Genomic DNA, 21,031 nt, shown 5'->3' on the forward strand with positions numbered 1-21,031 from the left:
CTCCTATTCGCTCAGGGCTGGTTCGGCTCACCGACAGACGGTCCCGTACCGGGAGCGGGCTCTTCAAACCCCCGTTCGATAGCCGCCTGAACCGTTTGCTTTTCGGCCTGCAGCAGACGAAGCATCTTTTCATCCGCTTTGGCCTCATACTGTTCAATCAAAGCCAGGGCTTCCCGGGCTGCCTGTTCCCGCTGCTGCGGAGTGCCCTGCACCTGCTTCCAGGCCGTCAGCTGCGGACGAAGCGACTCAAAATACAGTTCGCTGTCATACGGCATCTGCGGCTGATAATTCAGTCCTTTTTCCAACAGCCGCGCCGTTTCCGATTGTGTAAAAATCGGCCCCAGTTCAGCGGCCTTCTGCATTTGCTCCTTCAAGACCGCCTCGACTGCGTCAGCCAACTCATACCGGTCGAGCGAATCCGCCAGCTTCATTTTGGAGTGAAGGTTCAGCAGTCGGCTGGCTGTCACGTTCACCGCATACTGCCGAGCGGCTTCCCCGCTCAGCGAACGGCCTTCCGCCAGCGCCTGCTCAAAGGTCTTATCCGCCTCATCAAAAGCCGCCGAAGCCTTGCCCAGCCATTCATCCTCCGCCACCGTCAGCAGCCCCTCCCGCAGCAGCGTCTCAACCGCCGCATCCCCGCCGGCCGCCTTGATAAGCCCCTCGACGGACACACTGACCATCAGTTCAAACTGAAGTCGGCCCCCCGCCAGCTGGCCCGCCAGCGACTGAATCTGTCCTTTTTTGTACAGCACCGTCGGCTGAGATGAGCGAGATTGAATCCGCTCATACGCACCAAGCACTTTTTCGATTGACGCATTCACCTGTTCATACTGCCGCTGATAGGCCCCGACATTCTCCCGAAGTTCCGCAACCATCTGGCGGAGAGCCCCCAATTCCTGCTGGATTTGTCCGGCCAATTGCTCCTGGGCCGCCCGCAGCTGAGCGATCTGTTCGGACTGCCGAAGCCCCTCCAGCTTGCTCCGGATATCCTCAATAGCCGCTGCCAGCCGTTCCACACGCGGCTGCACCAAAGCAATCTGCCGTTCGGTCATCTCCGCCTGCGTCAGGGCTTCCTGCTTCTCGGAATAAAAACTCTTCTTCTTCAGCAGAATCTCATAACCGGCCTTTTCCAGTTCCGTCTTACGCACACCGCCGGCCAGTTTGGCCTCCTGAAAACGTTCATCCGCCTGGGCCTGCAGAAGCGACAGCTGTTCATCTGCTGCCGCAGCCTTGGCCGTCCAATCCTGCCGCTGAACTGTCAGGGCCGCCAATTCCTCCTGAGCTTTGGTCAACTCGCGAACCAACCCCTCTCCCAACGGCCCTCCGCCCGACAGTGCCTGCTCCAGTTCCGCCATCTCTTTCTGTCCTGACTCGAGCATCTGGGAAATCCCCTGCTGCTGATTGCGGAGTTTCCCAATCCGCCGAACCTGCTCGGCCAGACGAATCAGGGTATTCAGGACCGGCTGTTTGGCAGCCTCCAAATCCGCCGCCTGCCGGCGAAGGTCCGTCAGCTCAAGATTGCCTATGGTCAAATAGGCCGGTTCCCGCACCGCCGCACTGCCGCCCGCCAAAAGGGCTTGATCCAGCTGAGCCCGGGCGCCCTCAACATTGCCTTCATAAGTCAGCAGAGCCGCTGCCGCCTCTGTTTTTTCAGAAATTTTCTTCTGGGCCTGATGAGCCGGGTCGTCCGAACAACCCAAAAGCACCCAAATCGCCGCCGACAAAACCGCCGCTCGAGCCGTTCCGATGCTCTCTTTCACCGTATCTCTCCCGAAAAACAGATTCTTTCAGCAAAAACTCCCCCATCGTACCGGTTTTCTTTCGCCGGTGTCAAGTTTATTCAGGGCTTTTTAGACCCTCAAAAGCACTCGATGAGCCCTTTTTTTCATTTTCTTCCAGCGCCACCAGGCGTTTCTCAAAAACCTGCCGATGATGCAACTCTTGTCCTGACAAAACCCGAAACAGCTGCTCCAGTTCCTCCTGCTGGACCAAATCCGCTAAAAGTGAATACAAGTGCTCCGCAGAGCGTTCTTTACGAATCGCAAACTGCAGGGCTTCCTTCAGACTCACATCTTCCGGCACGGGCATAGCATCCAGATACCCGCTCTCCGATAAATCCCGCAAGTCCGGCTCCCGGAGGGCATAGGCATATCCTTTCAGGGAAATCAGGCGTTTTTCGTGCTCCTTTTCTTCCGCCGTCAATTGCTGGTAAAACTCCCTGACGGCGGGGTCCCGAACCTCCTGGGCCAGCTTGGCATAAAACTGCTGGGCCGCCTTTTCCTGAACGATTGCAAAATCCAAAACTTCGTCAAATGTGCGAAATTTCAGCATAATCGCCTCTTCCCGCCGCCGGTCATCTTTTTCTGAACGTTTCCTGTTTTTAAACCCCTAAAAACATTTATTTTACAACTCTTTAGGGCCCTCTGCAAGCAGTAATCAATCCTTCTTCACTCCAAATTTCTTTTCAAAAGTTCACCTTTTGAATTAAGATGGAGGGAGACTGGACAGAGCGAAAAGACAACCAACCTTCTCAAAAGGGGAAAAATGCCGGCTTTGACTTCTCGACAGCGTCTTCAGGCGATTCTGGACCGCAAAATGCCGGATCGGCTCTGTGTTGATTTTGGAGCCGGGGGGCAGACCGGGATGGGGGTTTGTGCCGTTCATCGCCTTCGGCAGGCGGTGCTGGGAGAGCCGGATTATCGTGTTAAGGTCATCGAGCCCTATCAGATGCTCGGGGAGATTGATGAGCCGCTGCGTTTGGCGCTGGGGCTGGATGTCGTGGGCGTCCATCCCCGCTGCAATATGTTCGGCTTTGAGAACACCGGCTGGAAGCCCTTTCGAATGCCCGCCGACGGCACGGAGGTCCTTGTGCCGGAGCAATTCAACTGGACGACGGATGCCAAGGGCGACCTGCTGATGTACCCGCAGGGCGACACAACCATTCCGCCCTGTGCCAAAATGCCCAAACACAGCTGGTTCTGGGATTCGATTCGACGCCAGGAGCCGATCGTCGAGGAGAAACTGGACTGGCGGGACAATTGCGAGGAGTTCGGGCTGCTCTCCGAGGCCGACATTGCCCATTTCAAGCGGCAGGTCGATTGGTATTACGAAAACACCGACGCCGGCATTTACCTGACTTTTCCCGGACTGGCCTTCGGCGATATTGCCCTCGTGCCCGCCCCCTGGCTTAAACACCCCAGGGGCATCCGCGATGTTGAGGAATGGTACGTCTCGACGGTAACCCGACGGGATTATGTGTATAAGGTGTTTGAGTATCAGTGTGAAATCGGGCTGAAGAACATTGAACGGCTGGCTGCCGCGCTGGGTGACAAGGTGCAGGTGGTCTTTGTAAGCGGCACGGATTTCGGCACGCAGCGGGGGCCGTTTATCAGCCCGCAGATGTACCGCGATTTGTACAAACCCTTCCAGAAGGCCGTGAATGACAAAATCCATAAACTGACGAAATGGAAAATCTTTATTCATTCCTGCGGTTCCATTTATCCGCTGATTCCGGACCTGATTGAGGCGGGATTCGATGTGCTCAATCCCGTCCAGTGTTCTGCGGCGGACATGGACCCTGTTCGGCTCAAGAACGAGTTCGGCGACCAATTGGTCTTCTGGGGCGGCGGGGTCGATACCCAGCAGACCCTGCCGTTCGGCACACCCGAGGAGGTTTATCGGCAGGTGCGCGAGCGCATTGACATCTTCAGCCGAAACGGCGGTTATGTCTTTAACAGCATCCACAATGTCCAGAGCAATGTCCCGACCAAAAACCTTCTAGCGATGTTCCGGGCCATCGACGATGCACGGAAATAACAATCAAAGGAGCACAATGACACACGCAGAAACAAACGTGGATGCCGGGGCCGCTGAATACAACCGGGCCTTTTTGTGGCGGGTTTGTCTGGTGGCCGCTATGGGGGGACTTCTGTTCGGCTATGACTGGGTGGTTGTCGGCGGCGCCAAACCCTTTTACGAACCCTATTTCCAAATTACGGATGACACCCCGTTTCTGCGGGGCTGGGCGCAGAGCAGCGCCCTGGTCGGCTGCATCTTCGGAGCCGTCCTGTCCGGTGTGCTGTCCGACCGCTTCGGACGCAAACGCCTGCTGATTGGGGCGGGCTTTCTGTTTACCGCCTCGGCCCTCTGGACGGCGTTCAGCCAAACGCTGACGGATTATTCGCTGGCCCGCATCCTCGGCGGACTGGGCATCGGTCTGGCCTCCAATCTGTCTCCGATGTACATTGCCGAGATGTCTCCGGCACCCATTCGCGGGCGGTTGGTCTCTATCAACCAGCTGACGATCGTCATCGGCGTTCTGGCAGCACAGTGGGTCAACTGGATGCTGGCCCGCTCGCATCCTTTATCGCCGGATGCCTCCTCGGCGGACATTCTGGCGGGCTGGCACGGCCGGGTCGGCTGGCGGTGGATGTTCGGAGCCGAAACCCTGCCCGCCTTCGGCTTTTTTGTTCTGATGTTCCTGCTGCCGGAAAGCCCGCGCTGGCTGGTCAAATACGGCAAACTCAATCAGGCCCGGGCGGTTCTGGCAAAAGTCGGCGGATGGGAATACGCCTGTCAGGAGGCCGACAGCATTCAGGCAACCCTGGCCAAAGAGGAAATCGCCTCTGTCCGCTTCCGCGACCTGCTGGAGCCGCGTTTGCTGAAAATCATCGCGCTGGGCGTCTTTCTGGCGGTCTTCCAGCAGTGGTGCGGCATCAATTCCATTTTCAACTACGCACAGGAAATCTTCGCCGCCGCGGGCTATTCCGTCGGCGATATCCTGTTCAACATTGTCATCACCGGCACAGTCAATCTGCTCTTTACCTTTGCGGCGATTTACACGGTGGACCGCCTCGGACGAAAGGCCCTGATGCTCCTCGGGTCCGGCGGTCTGGCCGGCATTTATGCCGTCCTCGGCACGGGCTATTTCCTGCAGGTCCGCGGCTTCTTTATGCTCCTGCTGGTTCTGGCGGCGATTGCCTTTTATGCGATGTCCCTGGCCCCGATTACCTGGGTGATTATCTCCGAGATTTTCCCCAACCGCATCCGCGGGGCGGCCATGGCCGTCGCCGTCCTTTCCCTCTGGATTGCCTGCACCCTGCTGACCCTGGCCTTTCCCTATCTGAACCGCTCGCTGGGGCCGCACGGTACATTCTGGCTGTACGGGGCCATCTGTCTTTTCGGCTTTTTTGTCATCCTCAAGTTCCTTCCGGAAACCAAAGGCAAGTCGCTGGAAGAAATCGAGCGGCAGTTTGCAGACAAAGCGAGTTAATTTTGACTTTGAGCCGGAAAAGAGATAGTATAAAGGCGGAAATGTAAATATTTGCGGTTGACAAAAAGGGGTATTTATGCGGAAAGTAATCCTGTTCTTTTCAGGACTTATTCTGTTAACGGGTGTTCTTCAGGCGGCTTCGGAAGAGATGGACATTTTTGCACTCAATCAGAAAATCGGACGCGGCGTGAACATCATCGGCTATGACCCGATTTGGCGCTCGCCGCAGCAGGCCCGCTTTAAAGAGCCGTATTTCAAAATGCTCAAAGACGCCGGCTTTTCGAGCGTCCGCATCAATCTTCATCCGTTCCGGTTTATGAAAGACGAGCCGCCGCATTCGCTGGACCCGCAGTGGCTTCAAACCCTTCGCTGGGCTGTAGAGAAGTCCCTGGCCGCCGGTTTGGTCGCCATCCTCGATCTGCACGAATACAACGCAATGGGCTCCGACCCGGCTGCGTACAGGGGCAAGTTCCTGACTTTTTGGGAGCAGATATCCGCCGAGTTTGCGGCCGCCCCGCCGACCGTGCTCTTTGAGATTCTCAATGAACCCAACCGGCAGCTGACGGAGGAGCTCTGGAATGACTATTATCGTCAGGCCCTGGCCGTCATCCGAAAATCCAATCCCACACGGGCCGTTATCATCGGTCCGGCACACTATAATTCCGTCGATGCCCTCCCTTCGCTGCAGCTGCCGGAGGATGACCGCAATCTGATTGTCACCATCCACTACTACAAGCCGATGGAGTTTACCCATCAGGGGGCACGCTGGACCCCCGCCTACACTGAGAAGACCGGCATCATCTGGCCGCGAAGTGCCGCCGACGAGGAAGCGGTTGTGGAGGATTTCCGAAAGGTCAAAGAATGGGCCCAGAAAAACAACCGCCCCATCTTCCTCGGAGAGTTCGGGGCGTATGACAAGGCCGATATGGACTCACGCGTCCGTTATATCTCTTTTGTCGCCCGCACCGCCGAAAAATGCGGCTTCAGCTGGGCCTATTGGCAATTCGATTCCGATTTTGTCCTTTACGATGTCGAAAACGAAAAGTGGGTTCAACCGATATACAATGCCCTGATTCCATAAACAACAGAATATCACCGCCGGAATATTCTGTTAAAATAGAGAAATATTAAGCCACTTTAGCTGGCAAATGAGGCCATTTGCCGGTCTTTGATTTCTTGAGCTACCTTAAATCCCACATCCAAAGTCAGTGAAAAGGTCGGGTCCAGAACATCCGTAATTCGATGTTCTTGCAGAAAACTTTCCGCCAAAGACGTTGCATTTGTAAAACCGTCCCGTTTAATCTTTTCATACATCCACTGGATGATTTGTTCTTCCGTCATCGCAAAAATCTCCTGCTTTTCCTCTGATTCAAAATATTCAGAAGATAGAAACCTCCTATTTTATCGGCAAAAAACAAAAAATCATCCATTTTTTTCAACCTACGCAAGAACCAATAAAGACCCCGTATGTCCTTATAATGGCCTTTTCTCAATATTAAAAACGCCTTTTTTCTTTTTTTGTCCGATAAAAAACTAAAGATTCCGCCATACTTTGACGAAAATTAAATTACGAACGCCAAATAACAGCAACCCCTTGCGGGACTTAGAAAAGGGAGTTTCTATGAGAACCGTAGCCATTATTAATCAAAAAGGAGGATGCGGCAAAACCACCGTCTCTATCAACCTGTCCAGCGCCCTTGCGGCCAAAGGATATCGGACGCTTCTGGTTGATTTGGACCCGCAGTCTCACTGTGCCGTGGGCCTGGCCGTCCCTGAAGAACAGATTGAACAAAGCATTTATGATGTCTTAATCGGCAAGGCGCGAGGCGAGCCGCTTCGGCTCAAGGAAATCCTCTGGCAAATCAGCGACCGGTTCGAACTGGCCCCTTCCAGCATCGATTTGGCGGCCTTTGAGTCCCAGATGGCCGGCATCATGGACCGGGAGAACTGCCTCAAATCCGTCCTCGAAGAGGTCCGGGCTGATTACGATTATGTGATTATTGACTGCCCGCCCTCTGTAGGACTGCTGACCTTCAACGCCCTGCGGGCGGCTTCCGATGTGATTGTGCCGGTCGAGATGGGCTACTTCTCTCTGCACGGTCTCAGCAAGCAGCTGGAGACCCTTCAGGTCCTCTGCGAGCAGTGTCGGCAGAAGGTCAACCTGATGGTGCTGGCCAGTATGTATGACATCCGCACCAAGATGGGACGTGAGATTCTGGCCGAGCTTCGCAAACACTTCGGAGATCGGATGTTTCAGACGGTCGTCAACTTCAATACCAAACTCAAAGAAGCCGCCAGTCTCGGGCAGCCCATCAGCGAATACGACCCGGCCAGCAAGGGCTATAAGGACTTCCTCAACCTGGCTGAAGAATTAATCGGCACGGATACCCTCGTTCACAAGGCCGAGCTGGTCGATACCCTCGAAGCACGCATCCAGTCCATTAGTGCCAGCGCCGAAGAACTGCTGGCCACCATCAAAGAACCCCGCAAGACGACGGTTGAAGAACCCGCAGCTGCGGCATCGGCTCCAGCGCCGCAGCCCAAGGATACACGCACCTTCGAAGAGAAAATCGCCGACTTTTACGGCGTTCGTCAGGAAGGCGATACGGTCATCTTCTCGACCCTCTATCCGCGGGCCAAAACCGTCCAGATTGCCGGCGACTTCAACGACTGGATCCCGGAACAGACCCCGATGCAGCGGGCCGGCGAGAACGGCAAATGGATTCTCAAGCTCCCGCTCAACAAGGGAACCTATCGGTATCGCCTTGTCGTGGACGGCCAATGGCAGCAGGACCCCTACAACGAAAACGCCGAGCCCAATCCGTTCGGAGAATACAATTCTGTTCTGCACGTCAAATAAACCGAGCCCGTTCTGAATGAACGAAAAAACCCGGCCCTCGAATCGGCCGGGTTTTTTTATTCTCTCTCGGAAAGTCCTCTGATTTCAGGGCTGAACCGCCGTCAGGGGTTGTCCTCGTTGATGATTTCCGTCGGCGAAAGGTACTCATCCTCGTCCGATTCCTCCGCCTCCTCGTCCTCTTCGTCGGTTCGGACATCGTGTTTTTCCTCTCGTCCGGAAAGGTCTTCGTACTGAGCCACCTCTTCCGGCAGCTGATTGCGCTTCATTTCCTCATATTCTTCGAGAGTCATCATCACCTCCCGCGCCTGGCTGCCTTTGTATTCGCCCAGAATCCCCGCCGCCGCCATCATCTCAATAATGCGGGAGGCCCGGGCATAGCCGATGCTCAGCCGCCGCTGCAGCAGCGAGACACTGCCCCGCCGGGTTTCCAGAACAATCCGAACCGCCTCATCAAACAGCTCATCTTTCTGACCGGCGGCCAGCTCAGCCCGATTCAGCTGCATCAGTTCCGGATGGAACTGCGGCTGGGCCACATCCTTCAGGAAGTTGACAATGTTGCGGATTTCATCGTCTTCCAGATACGCCCCCTGTGCGCGAATCAGGTCGCTTGTGCCCGGAATCAAAAACAGCATATCGCCCTGCCCGAGCAGCGACTCGGCCCCGTTCTGGTCCAGAATGATTCGGCTGTCCATTCGACCCGCCACACGAAACGCAATGCGGGCGGGCATATTCGCCTTAATCAGCCCTGTCACCACTGTTGCCTGCGGACGCTGGGTCGCCAAAACCAGATGAATCCCAACCGCCCGGCTCTTCTGAGCAATCCGCACAATGTATGACTCCACCTCTTTGGCGCTGGTCATCATCAGGTCCGCCAATTCATCAATAATGATAACAATATGAGGCAGCTTCTTGGGAATCTGGGCCTCTTCCTCCTGCGTGCTCGGCTGGAACCGTTCAATCAGCTCTTCCGGCGTCAGTTTGTTGTAGGAGGCGATATTGCGAACCTTGGCCTCGGCCAGCAGTTCGTACCGCTCATCCATCTTTTCCATTGCCCACTGAAGAATCTGCTCGGCCCGCCGCATTTCCGTCACCGTCGGACACATCAGGTGCGGAATCGATTCAAACGCCGCCATCTCCACCATCTTCGGGTCAATCAGAATCAGTTTGACCTCATCCGGCCGGCGGGTCATCAGAATCGACGTAATAATGCTGTTGATGCACACACTCTTGCCCGAACCGGTCGTGCCCGCAATCAGCAGATGCGGCATTGCTCCCAAATCCGACACAAGCACCTCGCCGGAGGACCCTTTGCCCAAAAACAGCGGGATCTGCATCTTGGAAGCGGATGCCCCGCCCTTAAGAATCAAATCCCGCAGCCGAACAATCTCCCGCTGGCTGTTGGGGACCTCAATGCCGATGGTGTTCTTGCCCGCCAGCGGGGCGACCACGCGAACCATTCCCGAGCCCAGTGCCCGGGCGATGTCGTTGGCCAGGTTCGAAATCTGATTGACCTTCACCCCCGCCGCCAGCTGCAGCTCATACATCGTAATCGCCGGTCCCGGCTCCGCATTGACCACCTCCGCCTGAATCCCGAACTCCTCCAGCAGCTCCTCCAGCGTGCGGGCCTTGTGCTCCACCATCTTTTCCTGAACCGCCGTAAAGTTCGGCTCCGGCTCCCGCAGCAGCTCCAGCGGCGGAAACTGATAGTCGTCATAGGTGCGGGGAATATACGGCTCCGGCTTGGCCGCCGGCTGTTTGGGCTTTTTGGAGGGTTCTGCCGGCACAGCAGCTTGCTCTTCCTGGTCCTTCGAGACGGCAGAGGTCGGTTCGGAAGCGGCTGCCGGCTCCATCGGTTTTTCCTCGACGCTGGACTGAACCGGTTTGGGCGGCAGGACCGCTTTGTCCTTTTCCTTCTCTTTCTCTGCGGCGGCAGTGTCTGATGCCTCCCGCTTCTGACGAAGGGCTTCCTGCAGCTTGGTGGTTTCTTTCTTCTGCTTTTCGCTCAGTCGGGTCCAGATGTCCGCCAGGGCCTGAGAGTGCTTTTGGGCGGCACTCCAGGCCGGTCCGGCAAGACCAAACAGACGCCCCGTCAGATGACCGAAGCCGCGCGTCAGCGCCAGCACAACACTGTCTGCCAGCAAAATCGCACCAACCACCCAGGCCGAAAACAAAACCAGCGCCGTCCCCAGCAAAGCCAGATGCTTTCGCAAAAACACGCCAAGGGCAATCCCGAGAATTCCTCCGTTGCCGCTGGGAATTGAACCATGACGATACAGCAGAATCGGCTCATCCGGCCAGAGCAGAAACCAGCTTGCCGAAGCCGCTGCCGTCAGCAAAAGCAGACCGACGAAGCGCAGGTTCAGTTGAGTCAAAGGTCGGCCCGACAGGTGAACAATCAGCATCATCCCGATGGAAAAGGCCGCCAACACCGCACCGGGTCCTATATAAACCATCAAATAATAGGCACAAAAAGCCCCAACCCGTCCGCACCAGTTGGTGACCGGATTATTGGTCGGCCATACATACCCCGCCGGCTCGTCTCCAATGTCAAAACTGATTAGACTGAAAAAAAGAAAAACACAAAAAGCCAGCAGGATACCTTCCAAAGCAAGTTTATACAAATGAGCCGACTGTTCCGAATTGCGGCTCTGCCGGTCACGAGTTCTTTTTTTGCTTTTCCCAGCCATGGCTTGCAGGCCCTATAACTATTCAAAAAGAAAGTTTTTAACACTGATAAGCACTTTTCAGCATTGAAAGTATATCGGCATTCCTCCGTTTTTCACTGCAAAGGTTTGGTTTTTGTAAAAATGGATAAAACAGAACCTTTTCCCAATAAAAGGCCGGAAATCAATCTTCAGTCGGGGTGTTCCTTGGATGAGTCCGCAGGGACAGATGGACTCCCGAAAAAAATGAAGGTAATAATGACCAGCCCGCTTCCGGCCAGAAAAAGGGCGGTTCGAATGTTCGGCTGAAGACACCGTTCAAACCATTTCGGCATCGGGGGCTCTTCGGGCTTGGAGTCTATCTCCGCCAAAACAGCCCGGGCTGTTTCCTGCAAATTCTTGTCGAAAATCGGCACAGTGGAGGCATCTGCTTCCTTGGGCCGATAGGCCTTTCCAAAGGTGACCAATTCCAGCCGCCCCAAAAGGTTCGGTTCCCGACGAATCATATCAATCTGCATCTGGTATTTTTCCGTGAGCTCCTCAATCCGCTTATTTTCCGCCTCCAGTTGGGCCAGCACACGGCGATTTCGGAAATAGATGCTCAGTTCCGGGTCAAGAAGGATCGAGAAAGCAACGGTCCCGGCCCCAATACTGAAAAACACACAAAAAAACAAAAAGCGAATTATCAAACTGATTCGAGTCGGCATATAGACTTCTTATCGGTTCCAGACCCTAAAAACACTAAAAAAAGAGACCCCTGCGCTGCAGGGGCCTCTGCAAAGACTGTTGGGAACGTTTTTCTTAAGAAACGTACCGGAAAATCTGACCGCCGTAACGGGCGCTGGGTCCCAGTTCTTCGTGAATCCGCAGCAGCTGGTTGTATTTGCAGATTCGGTCGGTTCGGCAGGGAGCGCCGGTCTTGATCTGTCCTACGCCGGTGGCCACCGCCAGGTCCGCAATGGTCGAATCCTCCGTCTCACCGCTGCGATGGCTGATGACCGCCGTATAACCGTTTCGCTGAGCCATCTGAATGGCTTCGATGGTTTCCGTCAGCGTGCCGATCTGGTTCACCTTGATGAGAATCGAATTGGCACAGCCCTTTTCAATCCCCATTGCCAGCCGTTTGGTGTTGGTGACAAACACGTCATCGCCGACCAGCTGACAGGTTTTGCCGAGTTTGTCCGTTAAATAAGCCCAGCCCTCCCAGTCGTCTTCGGCCAGCCCGTCTTCCAGACTGATAATCGGATACTTGCTCACCCAGTTGGCCCAATAGTCGGCCAGGGCCTTGCCGCTGATTTCCTTCTTCGGATTGGACTTAAAGAAGCAGTATTTCTTTGTCTTGCCGGTCCACATTTCAGAGGCAGCCGGGTCCAGCGCGATAAAGACTTCCTTGCCGATCTTGTATCCGGCTTTCTTGACCGCCGCCAGAATCACCTCGATGGCCTCTTCGTTGCTCTTGAGCGACGGAGCAAAGCCGCCCTCATCGCCGACCGCCGTATTGTAGCCGCGGCTCTTGAGAACCCCCTTCAGGCAATGGTAAATCTCCGCACACATCTGAAGGGCCGTCGGGAAGTCCTTGGCACCGACGGGCATCACCATAAACTCCTGGAAATCCACATTGTTGTCGGCGTGCTTGCCGCCGTTGAGGATGTTCATCATCGGTACCGGCAGCAGGTTGGCATTGCAGCCGCCGATGTATTTGTACAGCGGCAGCCCGCACGAGGCCGCGGCGGCCTTGGCGGCAGCCAGTGAAACACCCAGAATCGCATTGGCGCCCAGTTTGGCCTTGTTCGGCGTGCCGTCCAGCTCACAAAGGAACTTGTCCAGTTCCTCCTGAGCTGTCGCATCCATTCCGAGGATTTCCGGTGCGATCACCTCGTTGACATTCTTGACGGCCTTCAAAACACCCTTGCCCAGATACCGTTTGGACTTGACATCCCGGAGTTCCACCGCTTCGTGGACACCCGTGCTGGCCCCGCTCGGCACCGCCGCCCGACCCAAAGACCCGTCTTCCAGAAGAATATCCACTTCAACGGTCGGATTGCCCCTCGAGTCGAGAATTTCTCGGGCGGTTACATCTACAATTGTCGTATACATACAATTTCCCTTTCGATTTCCAGCCGAATCCTCGGCTTTGATGATAATAGACTTTGTCGCTGTGTACACTCAATAGAGGCAGACTGTATCCGAAGAAACCGGATGCGTCAAGAAGTGTTTTTCGAGAAAATCGGACGCAAAATATCAGATTCCGCCCGCCCCCCCCCATAAAAAAACCTTCGGCAGAAATCATCCTGCCGAAGGTCCCGCCAAAATAAGCCAAACCTCCCTTGGCTCACCGTCCATTAATATATATCGCATTTTTCCGTGTTTTTCGCAATAAGGAAAAATCCCTATTTTTGAAAATTATTTTTCCCATCGGTTTTTACGGGGTTTCTATCTATAGAACCACCCTCAAACAAATAACAACATCTCCTTATTTCATAACGAGTTATCTTTTATCTGCTTCCGGGGCGGATTCTTCAGAACTCCGGAGATGCTCAATCCATTCTTTCCAAATCGTTTGATAGGTTTGCAAATCCTGAAGAAACCCTTCGTTGTGGCTGCCGGAAATCCGGGAAAATTGTTTGGGCGGGTTGGCACTGTCAAATATCTTCTGCCCAAATTCAAAAGGAACAATCTCATCTTCCGGGCTGTGAATAACCAGGATGGGAATATGAACTTTCCGAACAGCTTGAACCGTATTAAATCGAAACCGAGCAAACCATCGGATTGGAAACCACGGATAATAGTGCCGCCCCATATCAACGATAGAGCTGAACGTGCTTTCAATGACCAAGCCGGCCGGCTGGGGTCCCGCCTGCTCGGCCAACCGGGCCGCCAGATTGGCGGCCACCGCCCCGCCCAGCGATTGCCCGTATAGGACAATCGTCTCCGGCGGAATCTGACGGACTTCGGTGAGCCATTTCCAGCAGGCCGCCGCATCCCGATAGACCCCTTCTTCCGAAGGACGCCCGCCGCTGCGTCCATACCCGCGATAGTCAAAAATCAGACAGTTCAGACCCCATTCTCGAAACAGCAGCAGTGAATCGAGCCGATGGCTGATGTTGCCCGCATTGCCGTGAGAGAAAAGAATGGTATAAGAAGCGTTTTGGGCGGGTACGAACCATGCGTCCAGTTCAATCCCGTCCTCCGTGTAAATCTTGACGGATTCATAAGGCAGACCGACTTCTTCCGGGCGCCAGTCGTGTTCCCGCATCGGATAAAAGACAAGCCGCGGCTGGAACAGCCAAAGCATCAAGGCCAGGCCGACATATACCGCCGCCGCCATCGCCAACAGAGACACCAGCACACCCATCCATCGGCCCTTCCGAAATCGCTGATACAGAAAGAAAAGACACAGTCCCGCCGCTGCTGTCAAAACAAAAAAACGAAACGATGCCGCTTGGCCTATCTGCGCGGACAAATCAGCAACGCTGATACTCCCCGGCTCATGCATTTTCTCAGCCCTTGATTTTCTCCCATCAGAATTCGAGACGGCCGATTTGTCCAGAGAAAACTTTCTACAAAAAAACAGCCGCGGGGGCACGCCCCCCGCGGCCTATGGTTAACCTGCACACGGGAAGTACACAATTGGAACCGACTACAGCTTCTTCAGGTCCTCCAGAAGAATCTGGATTTTCGTCTGCAATTCTGCAGCCGCAGGTCCGATCACAAAGTCACCGGGACAGTTCCGGCCGTCAATCTTCAGCAAAACGGCCTTCAGCGTCGCCGCCGCCATCCCGTAGTTCTTCTGTTCGATAAAGGTCTGAGCCGCTTCCAGCAGATACCGAACAGCCGCCAGACGATGAACGGCGGATTTCCCCCAGCCGACGCCCTTCAGTGTGCCGGCAGCCGCCGATTCATCAAAGAAGGTCAAAATCGCCTGAATCTGCTGTGCACAGGTCAGGGGTACAACCCCTTCGCCGGTCAGCGTGATCTCGACCCGAGCCGTATCAGGGTCATTGCTCAGCAGCACCAGTGTCGCCGAAGACGTCCCTTCCGCCGCAGGAGTAAACAGCACACCCAGAACCGTGCTTTCGCCCGCCTGCAGGGTTACGGACGCCTGACGCAGCCCCGTTGTGTAGAACTGGAAGGTGTCTTCCTGTTCCAGATACACGGCGGCAATCGTCAGAGGCGCATCGCCGATGTTGGACACCGTCAGGAACTGCTCCCCGAAGGTGCCGACCTGAACCTGTCCAAAGTCCACAGCCGTCAGCGAGACCTCAATCGCAGGCACAGGTTCGGGTTCTTCAGGTTCTTCAGGTTCCTCGGGCTCCTCAGGCGTCTGGTCCACCCAGGCCAGATGCAGCGTCAGCCGATAATCGCCCTCCGCAAAACAGTCCACTCGGATGGCAAAGGGTGTCCCGTCCCCATACAGCCCTGAAATCACCTGATTGGCCAAATACAGCTCGGTCGTCCCGGCTGTCACAGGAACCCCGTCAACAGCAAAAGCGGTTCCGTACAGGGTTACATAGGGGTCGGGCAGACCGTTGTAAGCCGTGGTAATCAGCAGCATATCATCAATCTGACCGCCGTAGATATTCACCACAGCCCCGCTGGCCGCATAGACATCGCCCATGTAGTAGGAGTTTTTGATATGGGCCCCGGGGAGAAGATTGACGGTTGCATCCTCAATCCACACATAACCGAGGATTTCCCCGGTGATATCCACGGTTACGCCGCCTGTGTACACCTCATCCGCCCGGCAGAGGGAAACGGATGAGAGCATCACGGCCAACAGAGCACCTGCAGGCCTGTCCGAATCTCTCGATACGTTTTCATGGTTCTACCCCCAATCAGAGAATGGTACTGACGAATTATCGACTCTCTGTAAAGTATACACCCAAAATCATCTAATGCCAAACTGCCCAACTTAACCATAAAATCACCATAAAATCTCGGAATTATCAGACTATGCCGATAAAAACATACCCCTAAGAAACTCCACTAATTTTTTTGATTTTTTAGAAAAACAAATTTGATTTCAGCAAATATATGAGTATATTGTAATATAATCATATTTAGAGGTTACTGAAGCAAGCAATGGAAGACAAAAAACTTCGCCCGGAATTGTTGGAACTTTATGAAAAACAGGCCTTGGTTACACAGGCGATGGCCCATCCGCTTCGGATTGCCATCTTGAATGTCCTGCGGCAGGGCCCCTGCTGCGTTCAGGATATTGTCCGTCAGGTCGGCGGCAAGCAGTCCAATATCTCCCGCCATCTGGGGATTTTAGTCAATGCGGGCATTCTGCAGTATGAAAAGAAAGGGCTTCACGTTTATTACACCCTGAAAAGACAATGCGTCCTTCGTTTTTTAGACTGCCTGTCGGACTATCTGAAGGAACAAATCGAAACAGATAAGAAACTTCTGCAATTCATCTGACGGAGCGGCGAGCCGATGGATTTTCTCAAACAGGAATGGAAAAAACTGGTCGGAATCATCGGGGTTTTTCTGGCCTGCTTTTATCTGCCGCTGGGCTGGCCGCGGTTTGACAACGCCGTGTTCGAATCCCTTCATCTGGTCAAATGGTATGCCCGCGAGCATGTGCTGCTTTGTCTGGTGCCCGCCTTTTTCATTGCCGGAGCCATTACCGTCTTTCTCAGCCAGGCCTCCGTGATGAAATATCTGGGTGCCCGGGCCAACAAAGTGCTGGCGTACGGCGTTGCCTCCATCTCCGGCACTATTCTGGCCGTCTGCTCCTGCACAGTGCTGCCGCTGTTTGCAGGCATCTATCGAATGGGGGCGGGACTGGGACCGGCCTGCGCTTTTCTGTATTCCGGACCGGCGATCAACATTCTGGCGATTATCCTGACCGCCCGCATCCTCGGACTGGAACTGGGCATCGCCCGGGCGGTCGGGGCCGTCCTCTTCAGCATCCTCATCGGCCTGATTATGCATTTTCTCTACCGCAAAGAAGAACTGCAGAAGGCCGATGCACAACTGATGATGCCCACCGAACAGGTCAGCCGTCCCCTTCGGCAGAACGTCATTTTGATGGGGCTGATGATCGGCATTCTGGTTTTTGCCAACTGGGCCCGCAGCGGGGATGTCCGGGCGGTCTTTCTCTGCTGTCCCGGCGGCCTGACAACGTACACAATGGAAGGAACTATCGTCCGGCAAACCGAGCAGCAGGTCCTCCTCAAAGACCGAACCGGTACCGAACACATCATCCCCGCCGAGCAGATTCAGCAGGTCCGCCCCGTGGAAAAAAATCCTCTTTACGAGGCGATTTATAAAATCCGCTGGGGCCTTACAATCGGGCTGCTGGTGCTGCTCCTTGGGCTGGTGCTGCTGTGGATTGACAAAGAAGAACGCATCCACTGGCTTCAGTCCACATGGGGATACGCCGTACAGATTCTGCCGCTGCTGCTGTTCGGCGTGCTGATAGCCGGCTTTCTGCTCGGTCGCGTGGGGCACGAAGGGCTTATCCCATCGGTCTGGATTCAGAAAGCCGTCGGCGGCAATTCCGTCTGGGCCAATCTGTTCGCCTCCGTCGCCGGGGCATTTATGTATTTTGCCACATTGACGGAGGTGCCCATTCTGCAGGGTCTCCTCGGTGCCGGAATGGGCAAAGGACCCGCGCTGGCCCTCCTGCTGGCCGGACCGGCTTTGTCGCTGCCCAATATGCTGGTTATTCGGTCCATTCTGGGCACGCAGAAAACCGTTGTCTTTGTTTCGCTGGTCATCGGAATGGCAGCCCTGTGCGGAATGATTTTCGGAGCGTTCTTCTAAATCGTATGGAAATGCATTTGAAAGCCATTGGAATCATTCATACTCCCTTCTGTCAGGCCGACGGAACACCGATTCAGTCAGCGGCGGCGCGTCAGGCCCGCGGCCGACTGGAGATATTTCCGGAGTATGCGGAAGGTCTTTCAGACCTGGAGGGCTTTGAGCGCATCTGGCTTCTTTACTGGTTTGACCGCGCCGCCGCCCCGCAAATGAAGGTGGTCCCCTTTCTGGACACCGGTCCTCGAGGCCTCTTTGCCACACGGGCACCCTGTCGGCCCAATCCGATTGGAATGTCCTGTGTAAAGCTCCTGAAAATTGAGAACAATTTAATTGAGATAGAAGACGTCGATATTCTCGACAACACCCCGCTGCTGGACATCAAACCGTATGTGCCGGCGTTTGACGTGTTTGATGTCAGAAAAATTGGCTGGCTGCAAAACAAAAAGCCGGAAAACCGGCAGGCAGATCAGAGGTTTTGGAGAAAGGAATTCTGAGATGAAAAAAATCCAGATTTTAGGGACGGGCTGTCCCAAATGCAAAAAGCTGGCAGAGAATGCCGAACTTGCCGCCAAAGAACTGGGGATTGAATATCAAATTGAGAAAATCACGCAGATTAACGACATCATGAAAATGGGGGTGATGATGACGCCGGCGCTGGCTGTCGATGGGGTGGTCAAGGTCGTCGGCAAGGTTGTTTCCCCCGAAGACATCCGAACCATGCTTGTCTGAAACAGAAACTTTTTTTGCGAAAGGAGACCGTACTATGACTTCCGGCAATTCCTGTGCGTGCAGCGGCGGAACAACACTGATTTTCGCCTGTTCGGGGGCTGCCGACGTCGGAGCCGTCGCCGACCGGGCCGCCCGCAAAATGATGCAGATGGGCCTCGGAAAGATGTTCTGCACCGTCGGCATCGGCGGACGCATCAGCGGCATCCTGAAAACCACCGAGGCCGCCGAAAAGATTCTGGCCGTGGACGGCTGTCCGCTCAACTGCGTCAAGCAGTCGCTCGAGCTGGCCGGCTTCAAGAAATTTCGGCATCTCCAGCTGGCGGATTTGGGGATGGAAAAAGGCAAAACCCCCGTCAGCGACGAAGCCGTTGAAAAAGTCGCCGCCAAAGGCAGAGAACTGCTGACCGATTGAGCACAGTGCCATAAACAAGGAAAGTGATGGAGATTCTTCTTCCGCGTCCCTGCTGCGGTCCCGGCGGATGGATGGTTTGGCTGCTGACAGCGGCAGGGGTGTGGCTGTTCATTCAATGGATGCAGCCGATTATCCGTTCGAAAGGGGGTACAATGAACAAGACCGTTAAGATTCTGATTGTTGTCGGGTTGGCGGCGGCGGTGCTGCTTGTTTTCGCCGCCAGACATTCCAGAACCGACAAGACAGCCTCGGCCTCGGCGCATTCTCTTTTCCAGCCGACAGGTCCCTCTTCGCTGCCGCGTCTGGTGGACCTCGGCGCCGGCAAGTGCATCCCCTGCAAAATGATGGCCCCCATCCTCGAATCACTGAAAAAAGAATATGCCGGCAAATTTGATGTGGTTTTCATCGACGTCTGGGAAAAACCGGACGAAGGGGCACAATACGGCATCCGAATGATTCCGACACAGATTTTCTTTGATCCGTCCGGCAAAGAACTGTTCCGCCACGAAGGATTCTTTTCCAAAGAAGATATTCTGGCCAAATGGAAGGAGCTGGGCTTTGACTTTTCCGCCCCGGCGGGTGAATCGGCACCGCAAACAGAGACTCTGTCTCCATAAAGAAAAAGGATGAAACCTGTATGAAGCATTTTTCCTTTGTCTTGCTTTTGCTTGTATTCCTCTGTGTACTTGTTGTCACCAAAGCCGAGGAAACCCCGCCGGCTTCCAAACAAACCGTTCAGCAGCTTTATCCGGATTTAACGCAGGGAGCCCTTTCGCTGGCGGTTCTCGAGGACCTCCCGGAGGGCATCCTGCTGCAGGCGGGCTCGGTGCAAATTACGCTGGATACAATCGCCAAACTCATCGATTCCCAGCCCGCTTCCGTCCGTGACGAGTTCAAAAACAATGCCTTCTTCCTTTTGGAGCAGGAAGCCGTTCAGAGAATTCTCCCGGAACTTGCCAAACAGGCGCTGGCCTCCACCGGGACCGAGCCGCCGAAGGAGGATTTTGCCCTGATGGAGCAATTCTTCCAGACAGTCGTCTTTCAATCCCTCCAGGTGTCCGAGCCGGAAATAAAAACCTTTTACGAGGCCAACCCGGACCTGTTCGGCGGGGCCTCCTTTGAGCAGGTCAAGGCGCCGCTGAAAGCGTATCTGCTCGACCGGAAAAAACAGCAGGCCGCCTCCGAGTACATCCAAAAACTCGGAGAGCAGATTCCGATCCGTGTCTCTAAAGACTGGCTCATCAAACAAGCGCAGGCGGCCCTCGAGAATCCCGTGGACAAGGCCCGCCGCAGCGGAAAACCGTCTTTGGCGGACTTTGGGGCCGACGGCTGCCGCCCCTGCGAGATGATGACTCCCATCCTCGAAACCCTTCGCAAAAAGTACGAAGGGAAATTGAATGTCGTGTTTGTTCACATACGCAAACACCCGATTCTGGCCTCCCGATACGGCATCCAGGCCATCCCCGTTCAGATTTTCTATGATGCATCCGGCAAAGAGGTCTTTCGGCACGAAGGGTTCTTCCCTCAGGACGAAATCGAAAAAAAATTAAAAGAAATCGGAGTGCCCTAATGCAGGAGCTGTTCGCCCAGCTGACCCGTGCCGTAGAAGGCGCCGGATGGATTGCCGTATTTGCTTCCTTCATCTGGGGCGTACTGAGCATCCTGCTAAGCCCCTGCCATCTGGCCAGCATTCCGCTGATTGTAGGGTTTATCGACGAACAGGGACGGATTTCCGCCCGACGGGCCTTCTGGATTTCGCTGCTGTTTTCCGTCGGGATTCTGACAACGATTGCGGCGATTGGGGCCCTGACCGCCGCTGCCGGACGAATGATGGGCGATGTCGGCAAATACGGAAACTATTTTGTTGCACTCATCTTTTTCGCCGTAGGGCTGCATCTTGTAGAGGTCATTCCAATGCCCTGGTCCGGACCGGGACAGGTGAACACACGACGCAAAGGACTTTTGGCGGCCTTCTTTCTCGGACTGATTTTCGGCATCGCGCTGGGGCCGTGCACGTTTGCCTATATGGCCCCGATGCTTGCCGTGACCTTCAAACTGGCCTCTGCCCATACGGTTTACGGCATTTTTCTGCTGCTGATGTACGGCATCGGTCACTGCTCCGTCATCGTCCTGGCGGGCACCTTTACCGAGGCGGTTCAGCGGTATCTGAACTGGAATGAACAATCCAGGGGAGCCGTCCGATTAAAGAAAATCTGCGGCGTTCTGGTCCTGCTGGCCGGACTGTGGCTGATTTACACCGCCCCGTGAAACCGAAGGGTTTTGAATACCCAAAACGGCAGAAAAACAGAATCCGAAAAATTTTT

The 21,031-nt window shown here is 54.8% G+C and carries 20 protein-coding genes; 12 read left to right on the forward strand and 8 right to left on the reverse strand.

Translation table 11 applies throughout. The annotated features are described in order from the left end of the window. Positions 1-11 precede the first annotated feature (11 nt). A complete protein-coding gene (locus tag PKY88_08995) occupies positions 12-1,760 on the reverse strand; it encodes a hypothetical protein (protein HOQ05335.1) in 1,749 nt (582 codons plus the stop codon). A 76-nt stretch (positions 1,761-1,836) separates the two neighbouring features. Then, positions 1,837-2,331 (reverse strand): ferritin family protein, encoded by a 495-nt coding sequence (locus PKY88_09000; protein ID HOQ05336.1) that lies wholly within the window; start codon positions 2,329-2,331, stop codon positions 1,837-1,839. Between the two features lie 213 nt (positions 2,332-2,544). On the opposite strand from PKY88_09000, the gene PKY88_09005 reads away from it, so the two are divergent. The 3 genes from PKY88_09005 to PKY88_09015 all read left to right on the forward strand — a co-directional run bounded on the left by PKY88_09005 (position 2,545) and on the right by PKY88_09015 (position 6,353). After that, entirely contained in the window at positions 2,545-3,816 is a 1,272-nt protein-coding gene (locus PKY88_09005) for a uroporphyrinogen decarboxylase family protein (protein ID HOQ05337.1), read from the forward strand. Positions 3,817-3,832: 16 nt separating this feature from the next. Next, on the forward strand, positions 3,833-5,272 hold the full coding sequence (locus tag PKY88_09010) for a sugar porter family MFS transporter (GenBank protein ID HOQ05338.1): 1,440 nt from the start codon (positions 3,833-3,835) through the stop codon (positions 5,270-5,272). A gap of 76 nt (positions 5,273-5,348) precedes the next feature. Continuing rightward, a complete protein-coding gene (locus PKY88_09015; GenBank protein HOQ05339.1) occupies positions 5,349-6,353 on the forward strand; it encodes a glycoside hydrolase family 5 protein in 1,005 nt (334 codons plus the stop codon). A 56-nt stretch (positions 6,354-6,409) separates the two neighbouring features. Here PKY88_09015 and PKY88_09020 read toward each other — a convergent pair whose 3' ends face one another. Further along, positions 6,410-6,613, reverse strand: a complete 204-nt coding sequence (locus PKY88_09020; protein HOQ05340.1) for a hypothetical protein — start codon at positions 6,611-6,613, stop codon at positions 6,410-6,412. Between the two features lie 280 nt (positions 6,614-6,893). Between PKY88_09020 and PKY88_09025 the strand changes: the two genes are divergently transcribed. Then, positions 6,894-8,132: an AAA family ATPase gene (locus PKY88_09025; protein ID HOQ05341.1), complete on the forward strand. Its 1,239-nt coding sequence runs from the start codon at positions 6,894-6,896 to the stop codon at positions 8,130-8,132. 101 nt (positions 8,133-8,233) lie between these two features. Here the strand turns inward: PKY88_09025 and PKY88_09030 are convergent, their stop codons facing one another. From PKY88_09030 to PKY88_09050, 5 genes are all read right to left on the reverse strand, one after another. Continuing rightward, a complete protein-coding gene (locus PKY88_09030; GenBank protein HOQ05342.1) occupies positions 8,234-10,819 on the reverse strand; it encodes a DNA translocase FtsK 4TM domain-containing protein in 2,586 nt (861 codons plus the stop codon). Positions 10,820-10,986: 167 nt separating this feature from the next. Next, the gene (locus PKY88_09035; GenBank protein ID HOQ05343.1) at positions 10,987-11,502 is read right to left on the reverse strand and encodes a hypothetical protein; all 516 of its coding nucleotides are present in this window, start codon (positions 11,500-11,502) and stop codon (positions 10,987-10,989) included. A gap of 94 nt (positions 11,503-11,596) precedes the next feature. After that, positions 11,597-12,892: a phosphopyruvate hydratase gene (eno, locus tag PKY88_09040; protein HOQ05344.1), complete on the reverse strand. Its 1,296-nt coding sequence runs from the start codon at positions 12,890-12,892 to the stop codon at positions 11,597-11,599. 391 nt (positions 12,893-13,283) lie between these two features. Further along, positions 13,284-14,291, reverse strand: coding sequence for an alpha/beta hydrolase (locus tag PKY88_09045; GenBank protein HOQ05345.1), 1,008 nt, complete (start codon positions 14,289-14,291; stop codon positions 13,284-13,286). Positions 14,292-14,435: 144 nt separating this feature from the next. After that, a complete protein-coding gene (locus PKY88_09050; protein ID HOQ05346.1) occupies positions 14,436-15,563 on the reverse strand; it encodes a choice-of-anchor D domain-containing protein in 1,128 nt (375 codons plus the stop codon). Between the two features lie 314 nt (positions 15,564-15,877). Here PKY88_09050 and PKY88_09055 point away from each other — a divergent pair, with 314 nt between their 5' ends. The 8 genes from PKY88_09055 to PKY88_09090 are packed head-to-tail and all read left to right on the forward strand — an operon-like array spanning position 15,878 to position 20,975. Then, positions 15,878-16,219: a metalloregulator ArsR/SmtB family transcription factor gene (locus PKY88_09055; GenBank protein HOQ05347.1), complete on the forward strand. Its 342-nt coding sequence runs from the start codon at positions 15,878-15,880 to the stop codon at positions 16,217-16,219. A 15-nt stretch (positions 16,220-16,234) separates the two neighbouring features. After that, on the forward strand, positions 16,235-17,569 hold the full coding sequence (locus tag PKY88_09060) for a permease (GenBank protein HOQ05348.1): 1,335 nt from the start codon (positions 16,235-16,237) through the stop codon (positions 17,567-17,569). An 11-nt stretch (positions 17,570-17,580) separates the two neighbouring features. After that, the gene (gene tsaA / locus PKY88_09065; protein HOQ05349.1) at positions 17,581-18,060 is read left to right on the forward strand and encodes a tRNA (N6-threonylcarbamoyladenosine(37)-N6)-methyltransferase TrmO; all 480 of its coding nucleotides are present in this window, start codon (positions 17,581-17,583) and stop codon (positions 18,058-18,060) included. Between the two features lies 1 nt (position 18,061). Further along, positions 18,062-18,295, forward strand: a complete 234-nt coding sequence (locus tag PKY88_09070; protein HOQ05350.1) for a thioredoxin family protein — start codon at positions 18,062-18,064, stop codon at positions 18,293-18,295. Positions 18,296-18,329: 34 nt separating this feature from the next. Next, complete coding sequence (locus tag PKY88_09075) at positions 18,330-18,707, forward strand: putative zinc-binding protein (protein HOQ05351.1); 378 nt, start codon at positions 18,330-18,332, stop codon at positions 18,705-18,707. A gap of 26 nt (positions 18,708-18,733) precedes the next feature. Beyond that, on the forward strand, positions 18,734-19,324 hold the full coding sequence (locus PKY88_09080; protein ID HOQ05352.1) for a thioredoxin domain-containing protein: 591 nt from the start codon (positions 18,734-18,736) through the stop codon (positions 19,322-19,324). Between the two features lie 20 nt (positions 19,325-19,344). Next, positions 19,345-20,277 (forward strand): thioredoxin family protein, encoded by a 933-nt coding sequence (locus PKY88_09085; GenBank protein ID HOQ05353.1) that lies wholly within the window; start codon positions 19,345-19,347, stop codon positions 20,275-20,277. Then, on the forward strand, positions 20,277-20,975 hold the full coding sequence (locus PKY88_09090; protein HOQ05354.1) for a cytochrome c biogenesis protein CcdA: 699 nt from the start codon (positions 20,277-20,279) through the stop codon (positions 20,973-20,975). The genes PKY88_09085 and PKY88_09090 overlap by 1 nt, the downstream gene beginning before the upstream one ends. Positions 20,976-21,031: the final 56 nt, after the last annotated feature.

This window comes from Anaerohalosphaeraceae bacterium (genome assembly GCA_035378985.1).
Classification (GTDB): domain Bacteria; phylum Planctomycetota; class Phycisphaerae; order Sedimentisphaerales; family Anaerohalosphaeraceae; genus JAHDQI01.